General features: G+C 40.1%; 19 protein-coding genes. 7 read left to right on the forward strand and 12 right to left on the reverse strand.

Going from position 1 to position 22,750, the window contains the following annotated elements:
- Positions 1 to 151 precede the first annotated feature (151 nt).
- The 6 genes from WC407_RS05595 to WC407_RS05620 all read left to right on the forward strand — a co-directional run bounded on the left by WC407_RS05595 (position 152) and on the right by WC407_RS05620 (position 8,197).
- Positions 152 to 1,357, forward strand: coding sequence for an NnrS family protein (locus WC407_RS05595; RefSeq protein WP_373021615.1), 1,206 nt, complete (start codon positions 152 to 154; stop codon positions 1,355 to 1,357).
- Positions 1,358 to 1,592: 235 nt separating this feature from the next.
- Complete coding sequence (locus WC407_RS05600) at positions 1,593 to 2,522, forward strand: GGDEF domain-containing protein (protein ID WP_373021616.1); 930 nt, start codon at positions 1,593 to 1,595, stop codon at positions 2,520 to 2,522.
- Positions 2,523 to 2,540: 18 nt separating this feature from the next.
- Entirely contained in the window at positions 2,541 to 4,553 is a 2,013-nt protein-coding gene (locus WC407_RS05605) for a TonB-dependent receptor plug domain-containing protein (RefSeq protein WP_373021617.1), read from the forward strand.
- Positions 4,550 to 5,077, forward strand: coding sequence for a hypothetical protein (locus tag WC407_RS05610; protein WP_373021618.1), 528 nt, complete (start codon positions 4,550 to 4,552; stop codon positions 5,075 to 5,077). Before WC407_RS05605 ends, WC407_RS05610 begins: the two co-directional genes overlap by 4 nt.
- The gene (locus tag WC407_RS05615) at positions 5,074 to 7,002 is read left to right on the forward strand and encodes an EAL domain-containing protein (RefSeq protein ID WP_373021619.1); all 1,929 of its coding nucleotides are present in this window, start codon (positions 5,074 to 5,076) and stop codon (positions 7,000 to 7,002) included. The genes WC407_RS05610 and WC407_RS05615 overlap by 4 nt, the downstream gene beginning before the upstream one ends.
- 28 nt (positions 7,003 to 7,030) lie before the next feature.
- On the forward strand, positions 7,031 to 8,197 hold the full coding sequence (locus WC407_RS05620) for a pyridoxal phosphate-dependent aminotransferase (protein WP_373021620.1): 1,167 nt from the start codon (positions 7,031 to 7,033) through the stop codon (positions 8,195 to 8,197).
- Between the two features lie 42 nt (positions 8,198 to 8,239).
- On the opposite strand, the gene WC407_RS05625 is transcribed toward WC407_RS05620, so the two are convergent.
- The 6 genes from WC407_RS05625 to recR form a co-directional block, all read right to left on the reverse strand.
- The gene (locus WC407_RS05625) at positions 8,240 to 8,458 is read right to left on the reverse strand and encodes a hypothetical protein (protein WP_373021621.1); all 219 of its coding nucleotides are present in this window, start codon (positions 8,456 to 8,458) and stop codon (positions 8,240 to 8,242) included.
- A 61-nt stretch (positions 8,459 to 8,519) separates the two neighbouring features.
- Complete coding sequence (locus WC407_RS05630) at positions 8,520 to 9,065, reverse strand: hypothetical protein (protein ID WP_373021622.1); 546 nt, start codon at positions 9,063 to 9,065, stop codon at positions 8,520 to 8,522.
- Positions 9,066 to 9,081: 16 nt separating this feature from the next.
- The gene (lpxD, locus tag WC407_RS05635) at positions 9,082 to 10,029 is read right to left on the reverse strand and encodes a UDP-3-O-(3-hydroxymyristoyl)glucosamine N-acyltransferase (protein WP_373021623.1); all 948 of its coding nucleotides are present in this window, start codon (positions 10,027 to 10,029) and stop codon (positions 9,082 to 9,084) included.
- An 8-nt stretch (positions 10,030 to 10,037) separates the two neighbouring features.
- Positions 10,038 to 10,508 carry an acetolactate synthase small subunit gene (gene ilvN / locus WC407_RS05640; RefSeq protein ID WP_373021624.1) on the reverse strand — a complete coding sequence of 157 codons (471 nt, stop codon included), beginning with the start codon at positions 10,506 to 10,508 and terminating at the stop codon, positions 10,038 to 10,040.
- Entirely contained in the window at positions 10,508 to 12,202 is a 1,695-nt protein-coding gene (locus WC407_RS05645) for an acetolactate synthase large subunit (protein ID WP_373021625.1), read from the reverse strand. Before WC407_RS05645 ends, ilvN begins: the two co-directional genes overlap by 1 nt.
- 126 nt (positions 12,203 to 12,328) lie before the next feature.
- Positions 12,329 to 12,898: a recombination mediator RecR gene (recR, locus tag WC407_RS05650; RefSeq protein WP_373021626.1), complete on the reverse strand. Its 570-nt coding sequence runs from the start codon at positions 12,896 to 12,898 to the stop codon at positions 12,329 to 12,331.
- Positions 12,899 to 13,013: 115 nt separating this feature from the next.
- On the opposite strand from recR, the gene dnaJ reads away from it, so the two are divergent.
- Positions 13,014 to 14,129, forward strand: coding sequence for a molecular chaperone DnaJ (gene dnaJ, locus WC407_RS05655; RefSeq protein ID WP_373021627.1), 1,116 nt, complete (start codon positions 13,014 to 13,016; stop codon positions 14,127 to 14,129).
- On the opposite strand, the gene WC407_RS05660 is transcribed toward dnaJ, so the two are convergent.
- The 6 genes from WC407_RS05660 to WC407_RS05685 form a co-directional block, all read right to left on the reverse strand.
- Positions 14,122 to 15,219 (reverse strand): hypothetical protein, encoded by a 1,098-nt coding sequence (locus tag WC407_RS05660; RefSeq protein ID WP_373021628.1) that lies wholly within the window; start codon positions 15,217 to 15,219, stop codon positions 14,122 to 14,124. The genes dnaJ and WC407_RS05660 overlap by 8 nt on opposite strands.
- A gap of 1 nt (position 15,220) precedes the next feature.
- Complete coding sequence (gene ccsA / locus WC407_RS05665) at positions 15,221 to 18,331, reverse strand: cytochrome c biogenesis protein CcsA (protein WP_373021629.1); 3,111 nt, start codon at positions 18,329 to 18,331, stop codon at positions 15,221 to 15,223.
- A 75-nt stretch (positions 18,332 to 18,406) separates the two neighbouring features.
- Positions 18,407 to 19,759, reverse strand: coding sequence for an NADP-specific glutamate dehydrogenase (gdhA, locus tag WC407_RS05670; RefSeq protein WP_373021630.1), 1,353 nt, complete (start codon positions 19,757 to 19,759; stop codon positions 18,407 to 18,409).
- Positions 19,760 to 19,785: 26 nt separating this feature from the next.
- Positions 19,786 to 20,082 carry a HigA family addiction module antitoxin gene (locus WC407_RS05675; RefSeq protein WP_373021631.1) on the reverse strand — a complete coding sequence of 99 codons (297 nt, stop codon included), beginning with the start codon at positions 20,080 to 20,082 and terminating at the stop codon, positions 19,786 to 19,788.
- 12 nt (positions 20,083 to 20,094) lie between these two features.
- Positions 20,095 to 21,810, reverse strand: coding sequence for an RNA-directed DNA polymerase (locus WC407_RS05680; RefSeq protein WP_373021632.1), 1,716 nt, complete (start codon positions 21,808 to 21,810; stop codon positions 20,095 to 20,097).
- Between the two features lie 26 nt (positions 21,811 to 21,836).
- Positions 21,837 to 22,742: a hypothetical protein gene (locus tag WC407_RS05685; protein ID WP_373021633.1), complete on the reverse strand. Its 906-nt coding sequence runs from the start codon at positions 22,740 to 22,742 to the stop codon at positions 21,837 to 21,839.
- Positions 22,743 to 22,750 lie beyond the last annotated feature (8 nt).

The following is a 22,750-nucleotide window of genomic DNA, read 5'->3' on the forward strand; positions in this document are numbered from 1 at the left end:
GGTAGTAATTGAAATAGTACCTGAATTTTTTTAATTCAACCTTTAAGTAGTAATTATTTATCTTTACTTTTTTCTTCCATATTCTTGATTTATATCAATCCTCTCTTCTTTCCATCGCGCTATACTCTTATATATTTATAAGGATAAAATCATGATTACCTTTTCAACTCACCCCCCTGTAAAACCAAAGAGCTATTTCTTATCCCAGCCTCATCAGCCATTTTTTCTCTTCGGTCTCCTTTGGGCAATATTGTCTATGGTTCTATTTATCCTCTCTCATAAGGGAATAATAATCCTCAGTATTCCCGAGAATGAGTTTCACCTCTATACCCTTGCCTTTATCGTTTTTGCCCAGTTGTTTCACGGATTTTTATTTACGACCTTTCCGCGCTTTTGTACCAGTATGGCGATACCTCGGGATGTCTATGTCAGAATTGTCTGGCTGTATCAGCTAAGTGCGGCGGCTTTTTTCATAGGTGCTCTGACCTCATCGTGGATCGTTTTGATTGCTATGATTGGAGTTTTATTTGCCCATGCTATGGCGCTATTTACGCTGCATTGGGTCTATAAAATCGGTCAATCACCTCTCAAACAAGACCCCTATTGGATACTTGTTGCACACGGTATCGGTATTGCGGCACACACTCTGTGGATTATCGCGTTTGGAATTAGGTTTCTGGGGGTATCGTATGAATGGTTATCGCTCATCAGTCCCGTTATTGTCAATCTCTTTTTGATTTTTCTCACCTTTTCCGTAGCACAGCGGATGATCCCATTTTTCAGCCACTCCATAGAGTCCAGAACACCCCGGTTTGTAAGCATCGTATTTGTCCTATTCGTTCTCAAAACACTTTTCAGTGTTTTTGCATTTTCGCTAGCAGAAGCAATTGTAAGTATATTTCTTTCCCTCTATTTGTTAAAAGAATTTTTGCGTTGGAAGCTCCCCCTCTTCCGTTCACCGGCCATTGTATGGGTACTTCATCTAGCTTTGTTTTGGCTGCCGATCGGACTGTTTATCGGCGCATGTGCACAAATCCTTGAAACTGTCTATGGAATTTCATTGCTATTTATGGGAATTCATCTACTCGTGTTAGGATTTTTAACAACGGTGCTGATTGGATTTGGAACACGAGTTACATTAGGTCATTCCGGACAACCACCACATGCCGATGCGCTAGCCATTAGCCTGTTTTGGTGGACCCAAGTTGTGCTCTTATCACGGATTGCCCTTTCCGTAGATACGGCATTCGGAAGTACCCATCCATGGATTTTTGACATTGCGTCTGCCACATGGATCGTATTGTTCATTGTATGGGGATGGAGATATGGAAGAATCTTAGTTTATGGAAAAAAATAATAGCATTTTCAATATGAAGTATAAAATGCCAATCCTTTACTTCTTGGATTTTTCTTAACATAATAGAAGGCTTCATCCGATTTTTTTACAACTTATTTGTATCCAGCATTATCTGAAAAAGCTAGGCGTAATGAAAATATTAAATTGATATGACACTTCTATAAGAGTTAAAGACAACTACATATACAAAATGTTATAATAACACTATTAAACATAGTGAAAAAAAGAGAATGGTATGGCAGACGATACGGTATTTGATAAGATCACGGACATTCACGATCAAACGATCGCTATGCTCAGAGCACTTCATATTGCCCCTTATCCCAGCCAGTACAAAATTTATTTTGATAAAATTTTTATCGAACAAGCAGATGAAGCCCTTAAAAATGCAAAGAAAGAGGATGAATCTCTTGTTCAGTTAAACTATGGAATCGGTAAATATCTTGATATTGCTCAGCGTTCTGTGATTGCATTTGTCGAAACTCATGCCGATATTTCACACGTCGCTCGTATGCAAACAAAATATCTCACACACGGGAGTATTCATCAAGGGGAACGTTGCGCTGATCTTGTAGGAGGACTGACAACTTTGGGTGAAGACATGTCCAATGAGCTTAAAAAAGCACAAGCAAAAATCGATGAACTTACGATTGAACTTGAAAAAGCAGCAGCTGAAATAACAACCGATCCCCTCACTCAGGTGACAAATCGCAAAGGGCTTATTGAGGATTTAGAAAAAGTTATTGATGCGGGTCAGTCCAAACAGCTTCCTGTGGTCCTTATGATGATTGATGCCGATAATTTTAAAAGCCTCAATGATACCCATGGTCATGTTGCAGGAGATAAGGTACTTTACTTCTTGGCACAAAGTATTAAATCCATTATTCGTACCGGAGATAAAGTATATCGCTTCGGAGGAGAAGAATTCGCGGTAGTGTTAAACCGGTGTGATTATGATAAAGTATTCGAAATTGCTGATAATATTCGCTCAAAAATCGAGCACAAACATTTGATTTATTCCGGTAAGACCATACATGTTACGGTTAGCATTGGCGTCACGGTTCATCATAACAAAGACAGTTTTGATGACTTTATAGCTCGTGCAGACAGTGCCCTTTATCGTGCAAAACAAGATGGTAAAAATAAAACCGTTTTAATTGATTAATTTTTTCAAAAGAGTGATATGAAATTTCCCCTTTGCACAGCTTCTCTGCTTGCGCTAACCCTTAGCGCATCCGAACAACCTATCATCGATTCATTAAATGAAGATATGGCAGAAGCAGCAAAAATGGCGACTGATACCAACTCCAATATTGACTATCAACCTTTTATACTTTCAATTTTACACGAAGATGACCTATCCAAACTTGGAGTAAAGACTTTGGGGGAGGCACTTATCCTCGTCCCTGGCGTCGATATGGCGACTAATACCATGAACAATCGCACCCCCATTTTTCGTGGTTCCAATTCCACCGCATATGGACAATCGACACTTGCCATCGATGGAATCGTCGTAAATGATGACCTTTTTAGCAATTATAATGCGTATCTCGATTTGCCAATCGAACTGATAGATCGGATCGAAGTCGTACGAGGGTCAGGAAGTTTTATCGAAGGAGTCAACGGTTACGCCGGGACGATAAATGTCATTACCCATGCCAAATCTGAACTGCAAAAAGGGAAAACAGGCGCAATTTTTGCCTCGGGTGGCAGCAGCGGTGCGGCAGCGCTAGGCGGATGGAGTCAATACCATGGAGAAACATGGAAACTCTCCCTTGATGCATTCACGCAGCAACATAATGAACAAACTCCCATCAGTGTCACAGACGCTTCAGGACGTTTAGGATATGCACAATTAGGTATGAAGCAAAGCGGTTTTGGAATAGCCTACGAGAATGGCGGATTTGATTTGCGCGGGCGATACAATAATTACCAAAATGATAGTGCTTTTGGCAATCTCAATATTCTTCCCAATCCGGAGGGGACAATTAAAGAACCCTCGTGGTACATTCAAGGCAAATATACCCTTCCTTTAGCTCGGGATATGAGCCTTATTCTCAAAACATCTGTAATGGAAAGCAGTTGGATGAGTGATTCGAGCCCTCTTCCTCCCAATTTCATTTACAATAAACTCACCTTACCGGATGGTTACTGGGCATCGTTAATGATCAAAAGTCGGCGTATCAGCAGTGGCGCATCACTTCATTACAATGGATTTGATGCACATAGTTTCACAGCGGGCATTGAATCAACATGGGATGAAGTCGTTGATTCGTACTCTCATACAACCAATAAAATTACAGGCATCGGAATCGTAGATTATACCGGTACGCCCCTTGCTTTTATCAATGCGGCAAGTGCAAAGCGCCAAACTACTAATCTCTATCTCACGGATATGATTACCGTCAATAGCACAACGGCTATTGCATTAACAGGAGGTATGATACGTACTTCCGATATTAATTCTGATGTGTATGGGCGTGCAGCGGTTGTGTATCAGCCAAACCACAATAATATCTTCAAATTCATGGCAGCATCCGGGCAAAGATACCCTTCTTTTCAAGAGATGTATCTTGCTCCTTCTCCTTACGGAACCGGTAATCCTAATCTCAACCATGAAAATGTCCGTTCCGTAGAAACCCAGTATCTTCGCAAACTCAACACCAATCTCACTGCAGGAATCAACCTCTTTTATATTGCCAACTCACAGCAAATTGTCCGCAACCAAACCGGAGTATTTCAGAACTATGGAAAAAGTACCATTCAAGGAGTAGAAGCCGAAACACATGGAAAACTCACCCAGAACAATACCTTCTCCCTTTCTTACAGTTACATCCATGGTGAAGTAGAGGACATCTTTAATAATGCAGCTTCTCTTCCCTATGCGGCTTCACACCTGGTAAAAGCAACCTACGCATATGATTTCGCTGAAGATTGGACATTGGGAGGTATTTGGCACTATATTGGAGATAAAAAACGCTACATTCCTGATACCCGCGATAGTCTAGCCGGTTATAATACCCTCGATTTAGCCTTAGGATGGAATATGAGTACCCATCAAGGCTGGTATGTTCAAGCAGCACTCAAAGATATTACAAATACAATCGTCCGATATCCCGCTCCGGCATCAACCTATAATGAGGATTATCCAATCTTTGGACGTACCTTTTGGATCCGTTCAGGATGGAAATTTTGATTCGTTTAATCCTGCTTTTCTCAAGTATAGTTCTCTTTTTGCATGCCGAAGATGCCGTTTTATTGAACACGCATATTCGAATGATTCCAAAAATCATGGCACTCGATACACAAGTTCTATCCCATAATCCATCTGGAAAAGCTGTTTTAGCCGTAGTTTATGATGAGCACAAAAACAGTGCTGTTCAAATAGCCGAAGCGATGAATACCTATTACAACGAAAAAGTGGGAGGGCTTCCCTTTATTGCTATTGCCCTCTCCATAGAAGAGCTCATAAATCACCATGATATTGCTTTCGCATATGCCACACAAATGAATTCCACTTCAATCGCCCACTTGGCAAAATGGGGAACTATGTATAATGTACCCACCTTTTCATATGATCCTTCCGAGCTCGAACATGGTATTTTAGGTTCCATTGTTATTGAAAGGAACACTATTATTTATATCAGTAAAAATACTCTTAAAGCGGGTAAATTCCGTTTTAATAATGCCCTATTTCAAATTGTGAGACTTGTAGAATGACCCATTTAAAAAACACCCGTATCTCGACAAAAATTATTTCTACCCTTGTTATTACAGCATTGGTTGTTTTTGCGACGGTCACATGGTCAACATTTAGTATTGTACGTGATTTGACCCTTGCTTCACAAAAAGAAAAAGCACAACTTTTAATTGATACGGTTGAGCCTTCTCTCGCTGTTTCCATGTTTTTAGAGATAAAGGAGATGGGGGATAAAGTCTCTGCAATTACCCGCTTAGATGAAGTTCTAGCCCTTAAACTTTCAGCAGCTGATGGGAAAGTACTCTTTGATTACCAACAATATCCATCACCATTTCCCGTTGAATCCATCAAAATCACCAAAACCATTATCGAACCCTCTTCTACTAAACCGATCGGTTATATCACCCTAATCTATTCAGGCGAAGAATTTACCAAGACGATGCATAGCTTTTATACGCTATACGCGTGGTTATTATCAGGGGTTATTTTTCTCCTTATCGCAATGCTCTTTTGGATTAATCGCCTTCTCCTGCCAATAAAACTTATTGCACGAAAATTGCGTAACTTTAAACCGGGACAAGATATTACATTCGATATACCCTACGCACAACGTGAATTTTCCCAAATTATCCATGCCTTTGAAATCATGCAAAAAAGTGTGGCAAATTATGCCCAGCAACTTCATCTGATTAACAATGACTTGCAAATTAAAGTTGCTGAACAAACCCATGAAGCTATCCGTCATCTTTATTATGACAATCTGACAAATCTTCCCAACCGTTTTAAACTCCAAGAAGACCTCTCTCAAACTCCTCGCAGCACCGTCGCAATTTTAAATATTGACGACTTTAAAGAGATTAACGATTTTTTCGGTATCGATTCAGGCGATTGGCTGCTTAGCCAAATAGGGCGATGGCTTCAGGAGATGAAATTGTCCCCTTATCGCATAGGGGGAGATGAATTTGCGTTTCGACTTAAAGAGGGTGTGATGCATGAACAATTTCGGCACGAGATTGAAATGATTCTCTCCCTGCTGAGTGAAAAATTATTTATGATATCCGAAGAAACCGTACATGTCCGGGCTACAGTCGGTATTGCAATCGATAGCGATAAACCCCTTATCCATGCCGATGTCGCCCTAAATCAAGCACGGTCCCTGAAACTACCCTATTCCGTATACGATTATTCAGAGGGGATCGAAGCCCAATATCAAGCCAATATCGCGATGTCGGCTCAAATACGACAAGCGTTAGTAGAGCACCGTATCGTTTGCCAATATCAGCCTATCGTATCGTGTACCACAGGTAAAATTGAAAAATTTGAAACTCTCGTACGCATACGTAATGAAGACGGCTCATTGATTGCACCGAATGATTTTTTACCGATCGCACAAAAAACAAAACTTTATCATCATATTACCCAAGAGGTTGTATATCAAGCATGTAACCTCTTTGCCGCACGATATGAACAATTTTCTATTAATCTCTCCAGCAGCGATATGTGTGATAGCCGTACCGTTACGACAATCGAAAACATACTGCGTCAAACCGGAACGGCGGATCGGGTTATTTTTGAGATACTGGAATCGGAAGGGATAGAAAATTTTGATGAAGTGGCATCCTTTATTAGCCGAATGAAGCTTTTAGGTGCAAAAATTGCGATTGATGATTTTGGTACCGGATATTCAAACTACGAAAATATCCTTAAGTTGAATGTTGATATCTTGAAAATTGACGGTTCGCTGATAAAATCAATTGATCAGAATTCACGCCATCGTATTGTTGTTGAAGCCATTGTCGATTTTGCACACCGCATCGGGATCGACACCGTTGCCGAGTTTGTCGCATCCGAAGAGATTCTTCAAAATGTTACGGAATTAGGAATCACTTATGCGCAAGGGTTTCATACGGGGAAACCGCAATTCTTAAATATATCCATGCTATAATTCGCAAAATTTTTACAAGGGCTGATCCATGTTAACCGATCGCGTCAATATACTCTCCGAATCGATTACCATTGCTATCTCTACGTTAGCGCAAGAACTCAAAGCACAAGGGAAAAACATCCTCAGTTTTTCCGCAGGTGAGCCCGACTTTGACACCCCTCAAGTGATCAAAGATGCTGCAATTAAAGCAATTAATGACGGTTTTACCAAATACACCGCTGTTGATGGTATTCCTGATCTTAAAGCAGCTATTGCTTTGAAACTCAAACGAGACAACGGACTTGAATACAAAGCGAACCAAATTATCGCAAACAACGGAGCGAAACACTCGCTTTACAACCTTTTTGCCTGTACTATCCAAAACGGTGATGAAGTGATCATTCCGGCACCCTACTGGGTTACCTATCCCGAACTGGTCATGTACTGCGGCGGCACGGTAGTAGAGATAGAAACCAATGATGCAAGCGGGTTCAAAATTACCCCTGAACAACTCAAAGCGGCATTAACCCCTAAAACAAAAATGTTAATCCTTACATCACCGTCAAATCCGACAGGTGCCGTCTACTCACGTGAAGAGCTTGCCGCTCTGGGTAAAGTATTAGAGGGGACAAACGTCATCGTAGCCAGCGATGAGATGTATGAAAAACTGATTTACGATGGTGAGTTTACCTCTGCTGCTGCGGTCAGTGATGATATGTTCCAACGCACGATCACAATTAACGGTCTTTCTAAATCCGTTGCAATGACCGGATGGCGTTTTGGGTATATGGCTGCAGCCAATACCGAAATCATCCAAGCAACCAAAAAGCTTCAAAGCCAAAGCACCTCCAATATCAATAGTATTACTCAAAAAGCGGCTATTCAAGGACTGAACGGTGCTGCAGATGCAGATATTGAAACGATGCGTCAAGCCTTTAAAATTCGTCGTGATGAAGCAGTAAAACTGTTTAATGAAATTGAGGGTCTTTCCGTATTATCACCGGCAGGTGCTTTTTATCTGTTTGTGAATATCAAAAAGATAAGCAATGATTCTATGGAATTTTGTAAAACTTTGCTAGAAGAACAAGGGATAGCGGTTGTACCGGGAGTCGGATTTGGAAGTGAGGGCTATTTTCGCTTCAGCTTTGCAACCGATATTGAAAGTATCCGCGAAGGAATCAAACGTATTGCTGCGTTTGTAGCTTCTAAAAAATAAACTTGATCTTCTTTTCACTCCCAAATAATTTGGGAGTGAAAATTATTTAATACTTTGCAAAGCCTCTACCAGAGCATCAATATTCCCCATCGGAATATGAACTTTCCACTCCGGAGTAGTATCCCCTGAAAGTGAAATACCGATGCTTGCAACGCTGTCACTCCCCGTCCCATACGGTTCATCAATTTTACTCACGGTAATCTGCCCTTTTTTCGTTCCGTCCAAAGGGATCTCTTTAATAATAGTTACTTCGTGACTCATTGTCTCTCCTAGATATTAATTATGATAGAGAGAAGAGTTTAACGAAAGCAATCTTAAAAAACTATTCCGAACCTTGCCCTTTTCCTTCATTACCATAAATATAGGCATACATTTTACGATAATAGATCTCATTACGCGTTCGGTCCGTTGCACTAAAGTGGTGATAACGGCCCAAAGTTTCCCAAGAATAGCCGAAACTTTTCACCAATTTGGTCAAAATGGCATTCGCTTGTTCACGGGAGGTTGTATCATCAAAGTATTCATGAAGCATAGGGTTGGGATGATACTTGTAATTAATTTGATAAGGTCCGAGATCAAGGTTTGTTATTCCTCCATCGATCAGCGCTTGTGCTTGTGCACTGCACCCATCAATAGAAGCGCATCGTATAAGATGGCCATTTACAGCAAATCCTGCCGCCTGCGCTCTTTGAGCATCTTCCATTGCATTGATACGGATGACATGAGGGTTACAGGCTCCATCTTCAATTAAACATTCGCAATGCTTAATTGCATCTAATACGATGTCGGGCATACGGATGTCAGTAGGTTCTCCATCTGCTCTTAATAAGGTACTTACTAATGCGAAACTAAGAATTCCTACTCTCATTTTCACCCCCAAACCTTCAAGATTCTAGTATTTTAGCGAGTTTTGCTTGAAATCGCAGCCATAATTTATGTTCCATTAACGGAAAGCCGCTGTAGACGCCTGCTTTTGTGATGCTCTTAGTGACACCCGAACGGGCTGCCAACGTCGTAAAGGGAGCAATACTCAAATGTCCGGCAGTAGCACTTTGGCCACCCATCACCACATTTCTACCGAGTATCGTTGATCCCGCAACACCGGATTGAGAAACCATTATTGAATGTTCTCCAATCACACAATTGTGTCCGATTTGAACCAAATTGTCAATTTTTGATCCCTGTTTAATAATGGTAGAGCCAAATACAGCACAATCCACGGTTGTATTTGCCCCGATTTCCACATCGTCTTCAAGTACGGCATTGCCGTTTTGGTAAAGCTTAATATGCTCACCCAATTTTGTATGCGCATATCCGAATCCGTCACTTCCGATCACACTGCCGGCATGTACGATTACACGGTTACCGATCTTGCAATCACGGTATACGCAAACGTTTGGATAAAGGGTGACATCATCACCGATTACGGCATCTGCACCGATATAGACACCGCTCATAATAGTACAATTATCACCGATACGTGCGCCGTTTTCTATATGTGCCGTCGGATAAATTATACTACCCGCTCCAATGATCGGAGATTCATTACTGCTGCAAATCGGTTTTACAAAACAACGCGACAGCTTTGCAACGCTCATATAAGGCTCATCCGAGATAAGTGCGATAACACCTGCAGGTAAAAGTGCTGCTTTTGCGGCAGGTAAAATCACAGCCGCCGCTTTCGTATCTAAAAGCTCTTTTTCGTATTTACTGTCTGACAAAAATGAAATTTCGTTACCGTTTGCCTCTTTGAGGGTATTCATTGAAGCAATATCAATATTCGTGCCGTTGTATTCAACACCGATCCATTCCGCAATTTCATGTAATGTCATATTCAACCTTATCGTTCGAGTGCCACAGAGCCGCTTCGAACGATCTCTTTGGGGTGAAAACGTTTAATCGCTTCCAAAAAGTGGCTAACCCGCATCGGATCATCCGCGACCATAACGATCAGTGTATCGCTGCCTACATTGACAATATTACCGTTGTATGCATGTGAAAGAGCCTCAATATCTCCGAGTGATTCACTCATCGGAAGCTTCACCATCACCATCTCTTTTTCAACTAGATCGGCATGTTCGTAAACTCTTAAAACCGGAATCAATTTGTGCAATTGCTTGGTGATCTGTTCAATCACCCGAACTGACCCTGCCGTAACGATAGTAATACGTGAATATTTTGACTCGGGAATCGGTGCTACCGTCAGCGACTCAATATTGTAACCTCGACCGGAAAACAAACCTGCGATCCGAGATAATACACTTGCCTCATTCATAACGATAACGGAAATAACGCGTCGTGCTTCTTCCATTATTTCTCCTTATACTCTAGCATCATATTAAAGAGCGATCCGCCCGCCGGAACCATCGGTAGAACATTTTCAAAACGGTTAACGACTACATCAATAATTGCAACAACGTTTTTCTCAACCGCATCGTGCAGTGCTACGTCGAATTCCTCTTTGGTGGTAACTCGGTAACCGATTCCGCCAAAGCTCTCAGCCAACTTAACGAAATCCGGTTGCATCGAGAGGTCAGTGGTTGAGTGACGCTTATCATAGAACATGGTTTGCCATTGACGCACCATCCCTAAAAAATTATTATTCAAAATAACATTGATAACCGGTAGCTTATACTCAACGGCGGTCATCAATTCTTGAATATTCATTAAAATAGATCCATCACCCGTAATATTGACACTGACACGCTCCATATCGGCACGTTTGACCCCTAATGCGGCCGGAAAACCATATCCCATAGTCCCTAAGCCACCTGAACTGTTCCACTGACGCGGACGGGTAAACGGGTAAAATTGCGCGGTCCACATTTGGTGCTGACCGACATCGGTAGAGATATTGGCACCATCCCCTAAAAGCTGTCCGATCCGTTCAACAACCCACTGCGGTTTAAGGCGATCGCCCTCTTCTTTATACGAAAGAGGATGAAGCTTATTAAAGTTGGCAATGGTACTTAACCACGGAGTGTAGCGTGCAGGATTGATTTGCTCTTTTGCCAACGGAATCATCGATTCGAGAACATTCTTCACATCCCCTACTATCGGAAAATTGGCATTAACGAGTTTCGAAATACTGGCCGGATCAATATCAACATGGATAATCTGTGCATTTTTGGCAAATTCCGAAAGCTTTCCGGTGACACGATCATCAAAACGCGCCCCCAAACCGATAACAAGATCGGTCTCAGACATTGCCATATTCGCCGCATACGAGCCGTGCATACCCAGCATAGAGATCAATAACGGATCATCGTAACTCAGTGTTCCGCGTGCCATAAATGTCTCAACGGCAGGAATTTGCGTCATTTTACAAAACTCACGTACCAATTCCGCCGCATTGGCATTAATGATCCCACCCCCAAGATACAACAAAGGACGCTTTGCATTTGCAATGGCTTCAATCGCCTTTTTGATTTGACGAACGTTACCTTTTACGGTCGGTTTATAGGTTTCAAGTTCAACGTCTTTTGAGTAATCAAATGTAGCAATTTGGGCAGTTACATCTTTGGGAATATCCACATGGATCGGTCCCGGACGTCCGGTACGTGCCAAATAAAAAGCCTCTTTCAAAATGCGCGGCAAATCGGCAGCATCCGTTACAAGGTAATTGTGCTTTGTACACGGACGGCTGATACCTACCGCGTCAATTTCTTGAAACGCATCGGTACCGATCAATGACATAGGAACCTGACCGCTGATAACCACAAGAGGTACAGAGTCCATATAGGCATCCGCTAATCCGGTGACGGCGTTGGTAAATCCAGGACCCGAAGTGATCATTGCCACTCCAACTCGTCCTGAAGCTTTTGAATACCCCTCTGCTGCATGAACGGCCGCTTGTTCGTGACGAGTTAAAATATGTTGAAATGAGCGTTGTTTGTAAATCTCATCATAGACGTTCATGATCGCTCCACCGGGATAACCGAATACTACTTCGACTTCCTCGGCGATGAGTGCTTCGATAACCATCTGTGCACCGCTGATTTGCATGTCGTCTCCTTTAAGTGTGTAAAATGTAAATATAATCGGAAAAAAGTAGGCAATTATAAAAGAAGGAAGCTATAAATTACGTTAAAAGGGATGAATTTCAGGAGAAAATCAGAAGCTGTACACCCCTTAAATACTCACTCTGTCCTCTAACGCTTTGGTTAATGAGAGAATATCGACATTTTCGAGGCTTACTCCGGTCGGAACTCCCTGTGCTATACGGCTAAATCGTACATTACAATCACCTAGTTTATCCTCAATATAGAGCATAACTCCTTGGTTCGCGATGGAAGGGGTTAATGCAAAAATGACTTCGCGTATTCCGCTTTTTACCACATTACGCAAATGGGTAATATCAAGCTCTTCGAGAGCTTCCAGAACAAAGTAGCGTCCATCAAAGAGGGCATTTTCTTCAAAGGTAAGAATATCTTTCGCATTTTCAACGATACACAATAGTTCGTGATTACGTCGTTCATCACTGCAAATGGCACATAATTCATCTTCACTAAGCCCCCCGCATGAGTGACATTTTTTCAGTGAAGTCAAGGCATTCTCTATCGCATGGGCAAGTTTTAGAGCACCGAAGCTGTCGTTCATTACCATATGGTAGGCCAAGCGGGTTGCGGATTTTTGTCCGATAGTCGGAAGTTGTTGTAGTGCATCGACAAGGCGATTAAATTTTTCTAGCGAACGTTTCATCTCAGTATTGTAGCGAACTCTTATAGATTAATACCTTAGTCCCAACGGCTCAATTAAGCTTACACTCTTTTTGATATGGTATAATTCGCAAAAAATATCTTTTTGGAGTTATCGCGTGGAGCAAATGAGCTATTATGAAATTTTAGAGGTAACCAAATCCGCCAACGGTGACGAGATTAAAAAAGCCTACCGTAAAATGGCGAAACTCTACCATCCTGACCGTAATCCGGGTGACCCTACCGCAGAACATAAATTCAAACTTTGTAATGAAGCGTATCAAGTCCTCAGTGACGATCAACAACGCTCGGTTTATGACCGTTACGGAAAAGAAGGTCTGCAAGGCGGTGGCGGACGTAGAAGCAGCGGCGGATTCGACGATTTAGGCTCTATTTTCGAGGAAATGTTCAACGGTTTTGCCGGAGGTGGGCGTAAACAATCACGTGCTGCAAGTGACAAATTTCCGCTCGATATGGGTGTTGAGATCCGAATTAGTTTTAAAGAAGCGGTATTCGGATGCGATAAAGAGGTCACATTTACCACTAAAAATTCCTGTAAAACCTGTAAAGGGACCGGAGCTAAAGAGGGTAAAGTGACCTCTTGCAGCCAATGCGGCGGAAAAGGGCAAGTATATGTTCGACAAGGGTTTATGACCTTCTCCCAAACCTGTCCTGGTTGTCATGGTGAGGGGACAATGGCGAGTGAAAAATGCCCCGATTGTAAAGGTAAGAGTTTCACAGAGACTAAAGAAAGTGTCACCGTCAAAGTCCCCGCAGGTATAGATACGGGAAATCGACTTCGAGTATCAGGACGGGGAAACAACGGTAAAAGCGGTATAAGAGGCGATCTATACGTCACATTCCAAGTCGAAGAGGATAACCATTTTATCCGAAACGGTAACGATGTTTACCTCGAAGTACCTGTATTTTTCACCCAAGCAGTTCTAGGTGAAGATATCTCAATCCCTTCTCTTACCGGAGAGTTAACACTCGAACTCGAAACCGGAACAAAAGACAGCCAGCAATACCGTTTCCGAGGTGAAGGGATAGCCGATGTCCATGGACGCGGAAAAGGGGATTTAATAGCTCAAATTCATCTCACCTACCCTAGCCGCCTGAGCGCAGAGCAAGAAGAGCTGTTAACAAAACTCCAAGAGAGTTTCGGCATCGAGTCCAAGCCTCATGAAAGTTTGTTTGAATCGGCTTTTGAACGTGTTAAAGGATGGTTTAAATAACCCATTCAGACAAAGGTTCCTTCTTTTGGGAGGGGATCATTTGAACAAAGTTTCGAACTTCCTTAATAAGACGGAGTTGCTGAGCATTCAGCCAATTGCGTAAAATATTTCCATTGTGCACGTCATAGTTGATCGCAAATGCTGCTTTCATCATTGAAGAGTCATCCAATGCAACCGTACTGAGCCACTCGGCATCAATTTCGATGCTTTCCCCTCCCAAAAACAATATTGCTTTTACTCTTTTACCGACCTTTGCTGAAAAAGCGACTAAGGCTGCCGTATCATCCGTTTGGATCGATAGCCCTTTTTCAGATACATCAAGTAACGATAATGATCTCTTTTTCCCGGCAATAGAAATTATCATGTGATCACCCTCTTCTGTTTCATACCGTATGAGATTACGTAAATGAAACCCTTCTGAGGTGATCGTAAGATTCTCAAGCCAAATACGATTAGAATTCAGATCATAACGACAAACTTCTCCGAACAGCATTGAATTCTTTTGGGATCCGATAAGCCATTGCGCACCGATTTGAGCCGCTATAAGCTGCTTATTTTCCACATTAAGTCCGATAATCCCATTATCGGCTTCAAATATCGAGCAATCCCCTTTAATTGGGATTCCCTTATACAAAACAATAGAAGGAAAATGCCCCTCTTCCCATTTTCCAAGAGCACGGCTTAATATCTCATGTTCATCCACACTAACAGTACCACTAAGAAGTTTTGGTTGACGCAGCATCCGAATGGAGCGTGTAGAATCAATAGCATCAATCACTTTGTCAGAGAGACGGGTCAATACATATACCGTAATGTTATCCACACTTTGATGTTCAATTTGAATGACACGATCGCGATATAACAAAAAGTCATTATGGGACAAAAAATTATTTAGATTCACATGTGAAGGATCTTCCAGCCCTACCATACTTCCGATAATCGTAATAATTTCATCACTGGGGAGATTCGCTAAGAGTAACGTGGTACGAAGATGATCATTCACAAAAAAGAGTTTCTCTTCTTTAAAAAACATCACCCCGACGGGGAGATGTTTATACGCGTTAAAAAGTTCTTTTAACGCATCTTTCATATTATCGCGTTATCCGCTTAGGGTATGCGGCGGCAATCACAAGTGCAATCACCGCATAAGTCCATGGTACAAAATCAGGTACCGGCACCGGATCACCCTTCGCATAGGAATGCATACCGGCTAAGTAATAGTTGACCCCGAAATAGGTCATTAATACGGAGGTAAATGCCAACAATGAAATAACACTAAAGGCATAATCACTGTATGCACCTTTGATAAATCGAATATGTAAAACAACTGCATAGACGAGAATCGTCACTAATGCCCATGTCTCTTTTGGGTCCCATCCCCAATAACGACCCCAACTCTCATTTGCCCATACTCCACCCAGAAAGTTTCCAACCGTCAAAAGTACCAAGCCGACAAGTAGACTCATCTCGTTGATCGCATTAAGTTCTTTGATAGCCAAGCTAAGACGTGCCTCATTTTCCGGTTTTTTTAGGATAAAAAGGATCAACGTAATCATTCCAAGCAACGCACCAAGACCCAAGAAACCATAGCTCGCCGTAATCATCGAAACATGGATGCTAAGCCAATACGATTGAAGTACCGGAACCAGATTCGTTACCTGCGGATCCATCCAATTTAGGTGTGCGACGAAAAGAATTAATCCTGTCATCATCCCTGTAGCAGCAAGGGTCATAGGTGATTTACGTGAGAAAATAAATCCGGCAAGTAAACTTGCCCATCCGATATAGATCATCGATTCATATCCATTTGACCATGGTGCATGACCTGCAATATACCAACGCATAGCCAATCCTGCTGTATGAGCGGCAAAAAAAGCTACGAGTAATCCGAACGTTATTTTTGTAAAAATTTCAAGCTTGAATGCGGGTTTCAAAATTTTTACAAACGATAAAAGCAAAAGGGTAAATCCAACCACAAAATACAGTGGCCATAATTGCTCAAAAATATTGGTTTGATTATAGAGAATTTCAACATTAACTTTCGTCTTGCTCGGATAAACGCTGGCACCGATAAAACGCTGGTATTTGTCGATGTGACTTAATGCTTCGTCCGCTTTACTCCAATCACCGCTTTTCAATGCCTCATCCACAGCACTAAAATAGGTTATTGCAAGAATTCGAACAATTTCGGCTTCTTTTGGCGGTAAAGACTGTAATGCGTCAATGGTCGCATCCCATTTATGATTTTTATCATTTGGTTTTGGCCACATACGTACCAATGCACCGGTATAGACCATATAGGCGACATTGACCCGTTCATCCACTTGCAAAAGAGTTTTGTCGAATTTGTCGCGTTTGCCGGGAGCTTTTCGTGTCGCTTCATCCACCAATGCCGCTAATTTATAGCCACCCATGTCATCTGGAGTTTCAAAAAATTGTGAAAATGCTGCCATTTTTACATTTTCAGGGATACCGAGAACCTTATTGATCGCCTTATCACTTGTGCGAATCATAGCAATTTCACGCCACGCATCGGGACGCAGCATCATCCCCAAAATAACTTGATTGGAACTCAAGCCCATTATTGTATCGTCACGATACAGTTTTGCCAAAATCTCATGAGAAAGGGTATCAAGCGGTTTCATACGCCCGCTGGCATCCTGAACAATCAGATGTCCAAATTTTTCTGCATGTGCTGCATCAAAACTTTTTGCCGTCCGAATCACCGGATTGTCATTATCCGAAGCTATCGCATTCGAACTCATAAAAGTAACACAAACTACGGCCAAGGCAGCAAGAGCTTTTTGAGCATTAATCGATTTTAATTTCTCACTCAATCCGTTAAAACGTCCATTTTTCACAATCAGCACTCCAAACATTCCGATAGCAAGAAGCAAATACCCCACATAAGTAACCCATGTCCCCGGATCATGATTGACCGAGAGGACCGTTCCCATCTCATCTTGATCATACGACGATTGAAAAAATCGGAATCCTTTGTAATCGAGAATATGATTCATGTAAATGCGAAACGGAATCACAGCCCCTTGAGGATCAATAAGAGTCACTTCACTCGCATACGATGCCGGTGACATTGAACCCGGATAACGCTCCAACTGAAAATCGTTCAAAGCAATAGCAAAAGGGAGTTTACGCTCAATTGAACCGTATGAGACACGTATCGTGGTATCTGCGAGTTTCGTTGTTTTGACCTCTCCGACTTGACCTACCGTCCCCATAACAACGACTGAAGCTTTTTTATCACCCTGTTCCAGACTAAAGGTCAATGCATCTTGTCCTTGCACCATAGGCCCTTTTTTACCCGGAGTCGAAACCAGTTTCATAGATCCTTTAGAGAAAAATTTGCGTAATACGAAACCGCTCTTAGGTGTTTGAAAAAGTGTTCTCATTGTCAACTCATGTTTCCCGACACTTAATTTGGCACTTTTTTGGGTATCCATACTTAGGGTTGCAACTTCAAATGGAGTATTTACGAAGGGCTTATCTTCTTCGACCCCTATTGCAAGAACCGGTTTATTAAAGGTTTTATTGGAATCAAAATCGATAACAACATCGTTGGCCTCGATAAATTCCCCTTTTTTCAGCGTTATTTGCTGTGCACCCTGCTCTCCTGTTACCATTAGGTTAAAAATTGCCTCCCCCTTGGGATCGGCAGCAGCTTCATAGCGAGCATCTCCCATATAATTGTCAAGTTTGATACGGATAGGTGTCTCACCTATAGCCAGCGTTTTATCAAAGGTATTAAGAGAACGTTTTGAGAGGTAGAGAGGCTCATTAAATTTCCGAGTATTATTCCCTTCCTCGACTTCAACCGTGACATACGGTTCACTGCTGAGCATGACATCACTGCTTTGTCCCTCACGAATATGCATAGACCCTTCGTAGCCGATATAGCGTGTTACCGCTGCACCCACAAGAATAATTAAAAAAGCAACATGGAATAAAAAAACCAATGTTTTTTCACGGCGAGCCATTTTAAAGCGGATAATGTTCAAAATAAGATTTACGGCTAACAAGCCTAAAAGAACTTCAAACCATCGGGCATTGTAAATATCCGCTTTTGCACTCATCGTCCCGTAATCGTTTTCGACAAATGTCGCATAGCCGATCGATACGGCAAAAATGAGCATGAGGGCAGCCATCGTTTTCATAGAGCTTAAGAGAGAGAAAAATTTATTCATGTCTAACCTATGTATATAATTTTGGTGCAATTGTAGTCGTATAATGGTAAATGTTTGTTAAGAGAATTTTGAAAATCAAACACCTTCAAGTAGCATAGCTTCTGCTACCCGTTTAAAGGCTGCAATATTCGCTCCATCGACGAAGTTTCGCTCAACTCCATACTCTTTTGCCGTCAATGCAACCCTCTTATATATTTGACGCATCAGCTCATCAAGTTTGCGATCTACTTTGTCAAAATCCCATTTCTCCATGGAAGCATTTTGAGACATCTCAAACTCACTCACAGCAACCCCTCCGGCATTGGATGCTTTCCCCGGCGAAAAAAGTACCCCCTCACGCTGTAACCATTCGATTGCATCGGGCAGAGTCGGCATATTTGCCCCCTCCACTACCGCAACGCATCCATTTTCGATCAGTTTTTGTGCATCGTTCAAGGTAAGCTCATTTTGGGTTGCACACGGAAATGCAGCGAAACACGGATACTGCCACACGGCATGAGCATCTTTGGGATAATCGGCTTTCTTCGTATATTGAGCAGTCGGAATTTGTTGGATATATTCTTCCAATGAATGTCGTTTCCCCTCATCTTTCAACTGTCTCAGCAATGATAAATTGATACCGTTTGAATCGTATACCGTCCCATCACTGTCACTGCAGGTCACTACAATAGCTCCAAGTTGCTGAAGTTTTTCAATGGTATGAAGAGCCACATTTCCCGCACCGCTTACCGTACATACTTTTCCCTCTAAAGACTCTTGTAACTCCTCTTTGAGCATTTCACGAGCGAAATAAACGACTCCGTAACCTGTCGCCTGAGGACGCATCAATGAGCCTCCGAACGCATAAGGTTTTCCGCTAAGAACTCCGTCATAATTATGGGTAATATGCTTATATTCTCCGAATAAATAACCGATTTCACGGCTCCCAACACCGATATCTCCGGCTGGTACATCGACACGCGCACCGATATAAGAGTGAAGTTCACGCATAAAGGCGTGGCAAAACTTCATAATCTCAAAGTCACTCTTTCCTTTGGGATCAAAATCGCTTCCCCCTTTGGCTCCGCCAATCGGTAAACCTGTCAAAGAGTTTTTAAAAATCTGCTCAAATGCCAAAAATTTTAATACTCCCGTCGTAACACTCGGATGAAAACGCAATCCCCCCTTGTAAGGGCCAAGAGCATTATTAAATTGGATGCGATACCCATTGTTGATATTGATAGTATTATTATCATCCAGCCACTGAATTTTAAACTGAATTATCCGATCAGGGCTAACTAAACGTTCTAAAATAGCGTATTGTTCATAACGAGGATCACTTTTAACTATCGGTTCCAAAGAGGTGAGAACTTCGCTCACCGCCTGCAAAAAAATATTGTCTGTCGCACAGTTGGATTTTTCGAGATTGGCTAAGATTTTTTCGATCATAAATACTCCTATCATATCAGTAATTTTTACGCCACTTGCAGTTTTTTAATCTTTTGAATCGATGTATATTCTTGCTTATACGCTTGATACAAATCAAAATTATCCTGTAACGTCATCCAAAATTGTGGAGTTGTTCCGAAATATTCAGAGAGCTTTAGTGCCATTACCGCACTGATACCCCGTTTTTGGTTATAAAGTTCGCTAAGTGTTTTGATCCCAACTGAGAGGTCTTCTGCCATGCGTGCTTGCGTAAGCCCAAGCGGTTCGGCAAATTCGAGTTTGAGGATGACTCCCGGATGAGTGGATGGTCGGATCTCTTTCATGATGTCTTTCCTTTATGAATACGTAAGCCCTAAATTCAAACCAGCAAGCTGAATACTTTCATCATTATCATATCTTGTGATTAATAAATTATGTTTTGTTTCTAAATCTCGACCTTGTAATAATCCCTGTATTTCAAGTAAAAAATCATTCTGTTTGTTTTGTACAACATATTTATCGTCTAAAACTACATATATATATTCTTTATTGTATTCATTAAGGAAATCTAATATTTCAATTAAATCAAATTTGATTATCTTATAAAGATACAAAATAATTATAGAATCAAGAACATCATTAATATTTTCAATTCGTACAAAATATTCTTTATTAAGCTCAATAACATCAAATTCATTTTCAATCCAAAGTTCGCATATAGTTTGTATAACTTTACCGCCATATTGAATTGCATTTGTTAAATCTTTTGAAACCAAAGCATTTATAACTTCCAATGTATCTTCAAATTTTTCGGTTAGTGGAATAGCATCTCTTATTCTTGATAAGTCCTCTATTGTAGATAGGTATAATAGCCTATTGAGTATGTATTTTAATTGTTGGGTATTTGCTCTATTCTCTGCAGAACTACTATTGTCATAATTAAGCTGTAAAAGTTTATTTAATTTGATCAAATAAAATTTTTGCAGATTTATTAGCTGAGTAACTATATATTCATTTTTTGCAAAATATATTTCAAACATACTATATCGTCTATGATTTTTCAATAAGCTTTTGATATAGGATATAAAACTTTTACTTTTTGCTTGCTTTTTAATTCTGCTCAATGGAATACTGCATCCTAAAGCTTTAATATCTTTTTCTAAACTATCAATTTTTGATGGATGCATAGATATATATGCAGTTATAAAATTTAATACTTCATTTAAATTACCTTCTACCATATCATGACTTTGATGAAGCAGTGACCATTCGGCAAAATTCAATTCATCTGTTTTTTTCTCATTTATATTTAATCTATCTGGCAAATTTGTTCGAACAAATTCAATCACACTTTCTTTGTCTGATTTATCACATATAATGATAATATCATCAACATATCTAAAATATTTTTTAGGAAACTTTTCAGCAAGCTTATAATCTAACTCTTCTAAATATACTTGTGCCATTAAATGGCTTAAGTCCATACCAATTGGTACACCTTTAAGTGATTGTTCCAAAATAGAACTTATTAAGTTTTTTGCTAATTCATATGTAGTGTTATCTGAAGTAGAATTGATTTTTTGAAAGAATAATTTTTTTACAATTTCTATATTTATAGATGGATAAAATTTTTCCAAATCAAGTACAACAGCTATTAAGTCTTTATCTGATTCTAAAACATTTAAAATATCATTATTTCTTTTTTTATAACCATCAAAGTAGTAATTATAGTTTCTTGTTGAATTAATCCGAAATGGCAGATTGTAACTATAGACATAATCTATATCATCAAAATAAAATTGTTGTGAAATAATTCGCATTAAATATGATTCTGCAATGATTCCAAACGGAGATAAAGACAATGTATCTCTATAAATATATTTCCCTGCATTTTTTTCTTTAAATAGCTTATTTTTTTTGGTTGACCAATGCTGTCTAACTTGAAGTTTTCTTTTTATAAAATCAGTAAATAAATTGTTCTTGACAGCTGATTCTGTAAAATCTTCAAAAAAACATCTGATAGCTAAATACATGATTGGATTGATGGTTTTTACTTGGTTGAGTGATCTCATTGCAAGATTACTGTAAATATTCATAATCATTTTCTCAAATATTGTTTTAGTAAAATATCACTTTTTGCGATATTCTCAGTAATTGGATCATACCATTCAAATCGAGCATCTTTTGCAATAGAAATATCAATAACTTTTGAAAGCCATGTTGTTAGTTTTGTATGTAATTTATGTATAAACTCTAAAAAACTGTTAGCTTCTTTCATATTTGGCTCAATATATAATATTGTCGTATTTAAATGTGATAAAGCTGTTTGCATAAAATCAAATGACTTATCAAACTTTTTGTAATTACTACTTCCTACACCACTAAATGCAGACATAAATATATAATGCTCTTCATAACTATTTTCATCTTTTAAAAAACGTCTTATTAATAGATTTGTTGACTCTGGGCTAGTTGCATCCCACTCATAAGTATCATATTCAATAAATATTAATTGATTTTCTAACTCTTTTTTTATATTTTTTAATAAATCACTATAAATATTTAATGCAGATGGAGAGTAATCACCACCTAGAATATTAATATGCAAAGGTAATTTTGGTAATTTAGAATTAATTCTTAGTTCTGCTAAATTTGATAATAAAGATAATATTCCCGCACCTGTTCCCGCAGGAATATCTAATATTGAGATTTTACCACTGCCAAATGTAGCTTTGAGATTATTTGAAACTATTGTAAAATCTTCTCTTGGGTCAATTACTACAAATTGAACTCTCGCAGATGATGTTAAAAATCTTTCAGCAAAATGCTGTTTTGTTTCATCAATGTTTTTGCCACCAGTAGCTCCGTTAGTTCCATTTTTATGATTTTTAGCGTGATCAAATATCGACAATTCAATCAATTTATTACTATAGACTTCTATAAGTTTTTCAGACTGATATAGAACATTATTTTTCCATAAATTTTTTGGTACCATTTTTTCCAAACTTTATT

The sequence above is a fragment of the Sulfuricurvum sp. genome (assembly GCF_041651515.1).
Taxonomy (GTDB): domain Bacteria; phylum Campylobacterota; class Campylobacteria; order Campylobacterales; family Sulfurimonadaceae; genus Sulfuricurvum.

Bases quoted from the DNA above. Each gene is read 5' to 3' on its own strand.
- WC407_RS05595 (WP_373021615.1), top strand. From the start codon at position 152: ATGATTACCTTTTCAACTCACCCCCCTGTAAAACCAAAGAGCTATTTC.
- WC407_RS05600 (WP_373021616.1), top strand. From the start codon at position 1,593: ATGGCAGACGATACGGTATTTGATAAGATCACGGACATTCACGATCAA.
- WC407_RS05605 (WP_373021617.1), top strand. From the start codon at position 2,541: ATGAAATTTCCCCTTTGCACAGCTTCTCTGCTTGCGCTAACCCTTAGC.
- WC407_RS05615 (WP_373021619.1), top strand. From the start codon at position 5,074: ATGACCCATTTAAAAAACACCCGTATCTCGACAAAAATTATTTCTACC.
- WC407_RS05620 (WP_373021620.1), top strand. From the start codon at position 7,031: ATGTTAACCGATCGCGTCAATATACTCTCCGAATCGATTACCATTGCT.
- WC407_RS05625 (WP_373021621.1), bottom strand. From the start codon at position 8,458: ATGAGTCACGAAGTAACTATTATTAAAGAGATCCCTTTGGACGGAACG.
- WC407_RS05630 (WP_373021622.1), bottom strand. From the start codon at position 9,065: ATGAGAGTAGGAATTCTTAGTTTCGCATTAGTAAGTACCTTATTAAGA.
- lpxD (WP_373021623.1), bottom strand. From the start codon at position 10,029: ATGACATTACATGAAATTGCGGAATGGATCGGTGTTGAATACAACGGC.
- ilvN (WP_373021624.1), bottom strand. From the start codon at position 10,508: ATGGAAGAAGCACGACGCGTTATTTCCGTTATCGTTATGAATGAGGCA.
- WC407_RS05645 (WP_373021625.1), bottom strand. From the start codon at position 12,202: ATGCAAATCAGCGGTGCACAGATGGTTATCGAAGCACTCATCGCCGAG.
- recR (WP_373021626.1), bottom strand. From the start codon at position 12,898: ATGAAACGTTCGCTAGAAAAATTTAATCGCCTTGTCGATGCACTACAA.
- WC407_RS05660 (WP_373021628.1), bottom strand. From the start codon at position 15,219: ATGAAAGATGCGTTAAAAGAACTTTTTAACGCGTATAAACATCTCCCC.
- ccsA (WP_373021629.1), bottom strand. From the start codon at position 18,331: ATGAATAAATTTTTCTCTCTCTTAAGCTCTATGAAAACGATGGCTGCC.
- gdhA (WP_373021630.1), bottom strand. From the start codon at position 19,759: ATGATCGAAAAAATCTTAGCCAATCTCGAAAAATCCAACTGTGCGACA.
- WC407_RS05675 (WP_373021631.1), bottom strand. From the start codon at position 20,082: ATGAAAGAGATCCGACCATCCACTCATCCGGGAGTCATCCTCAAACTC.
- WC407_RS05680 (WP_373021632.1), bottom strand. From the start codon at position 21,810: ATGAGATCACTCAACCAAGTAAAAACCATCAATCCAATCATGTATTTA.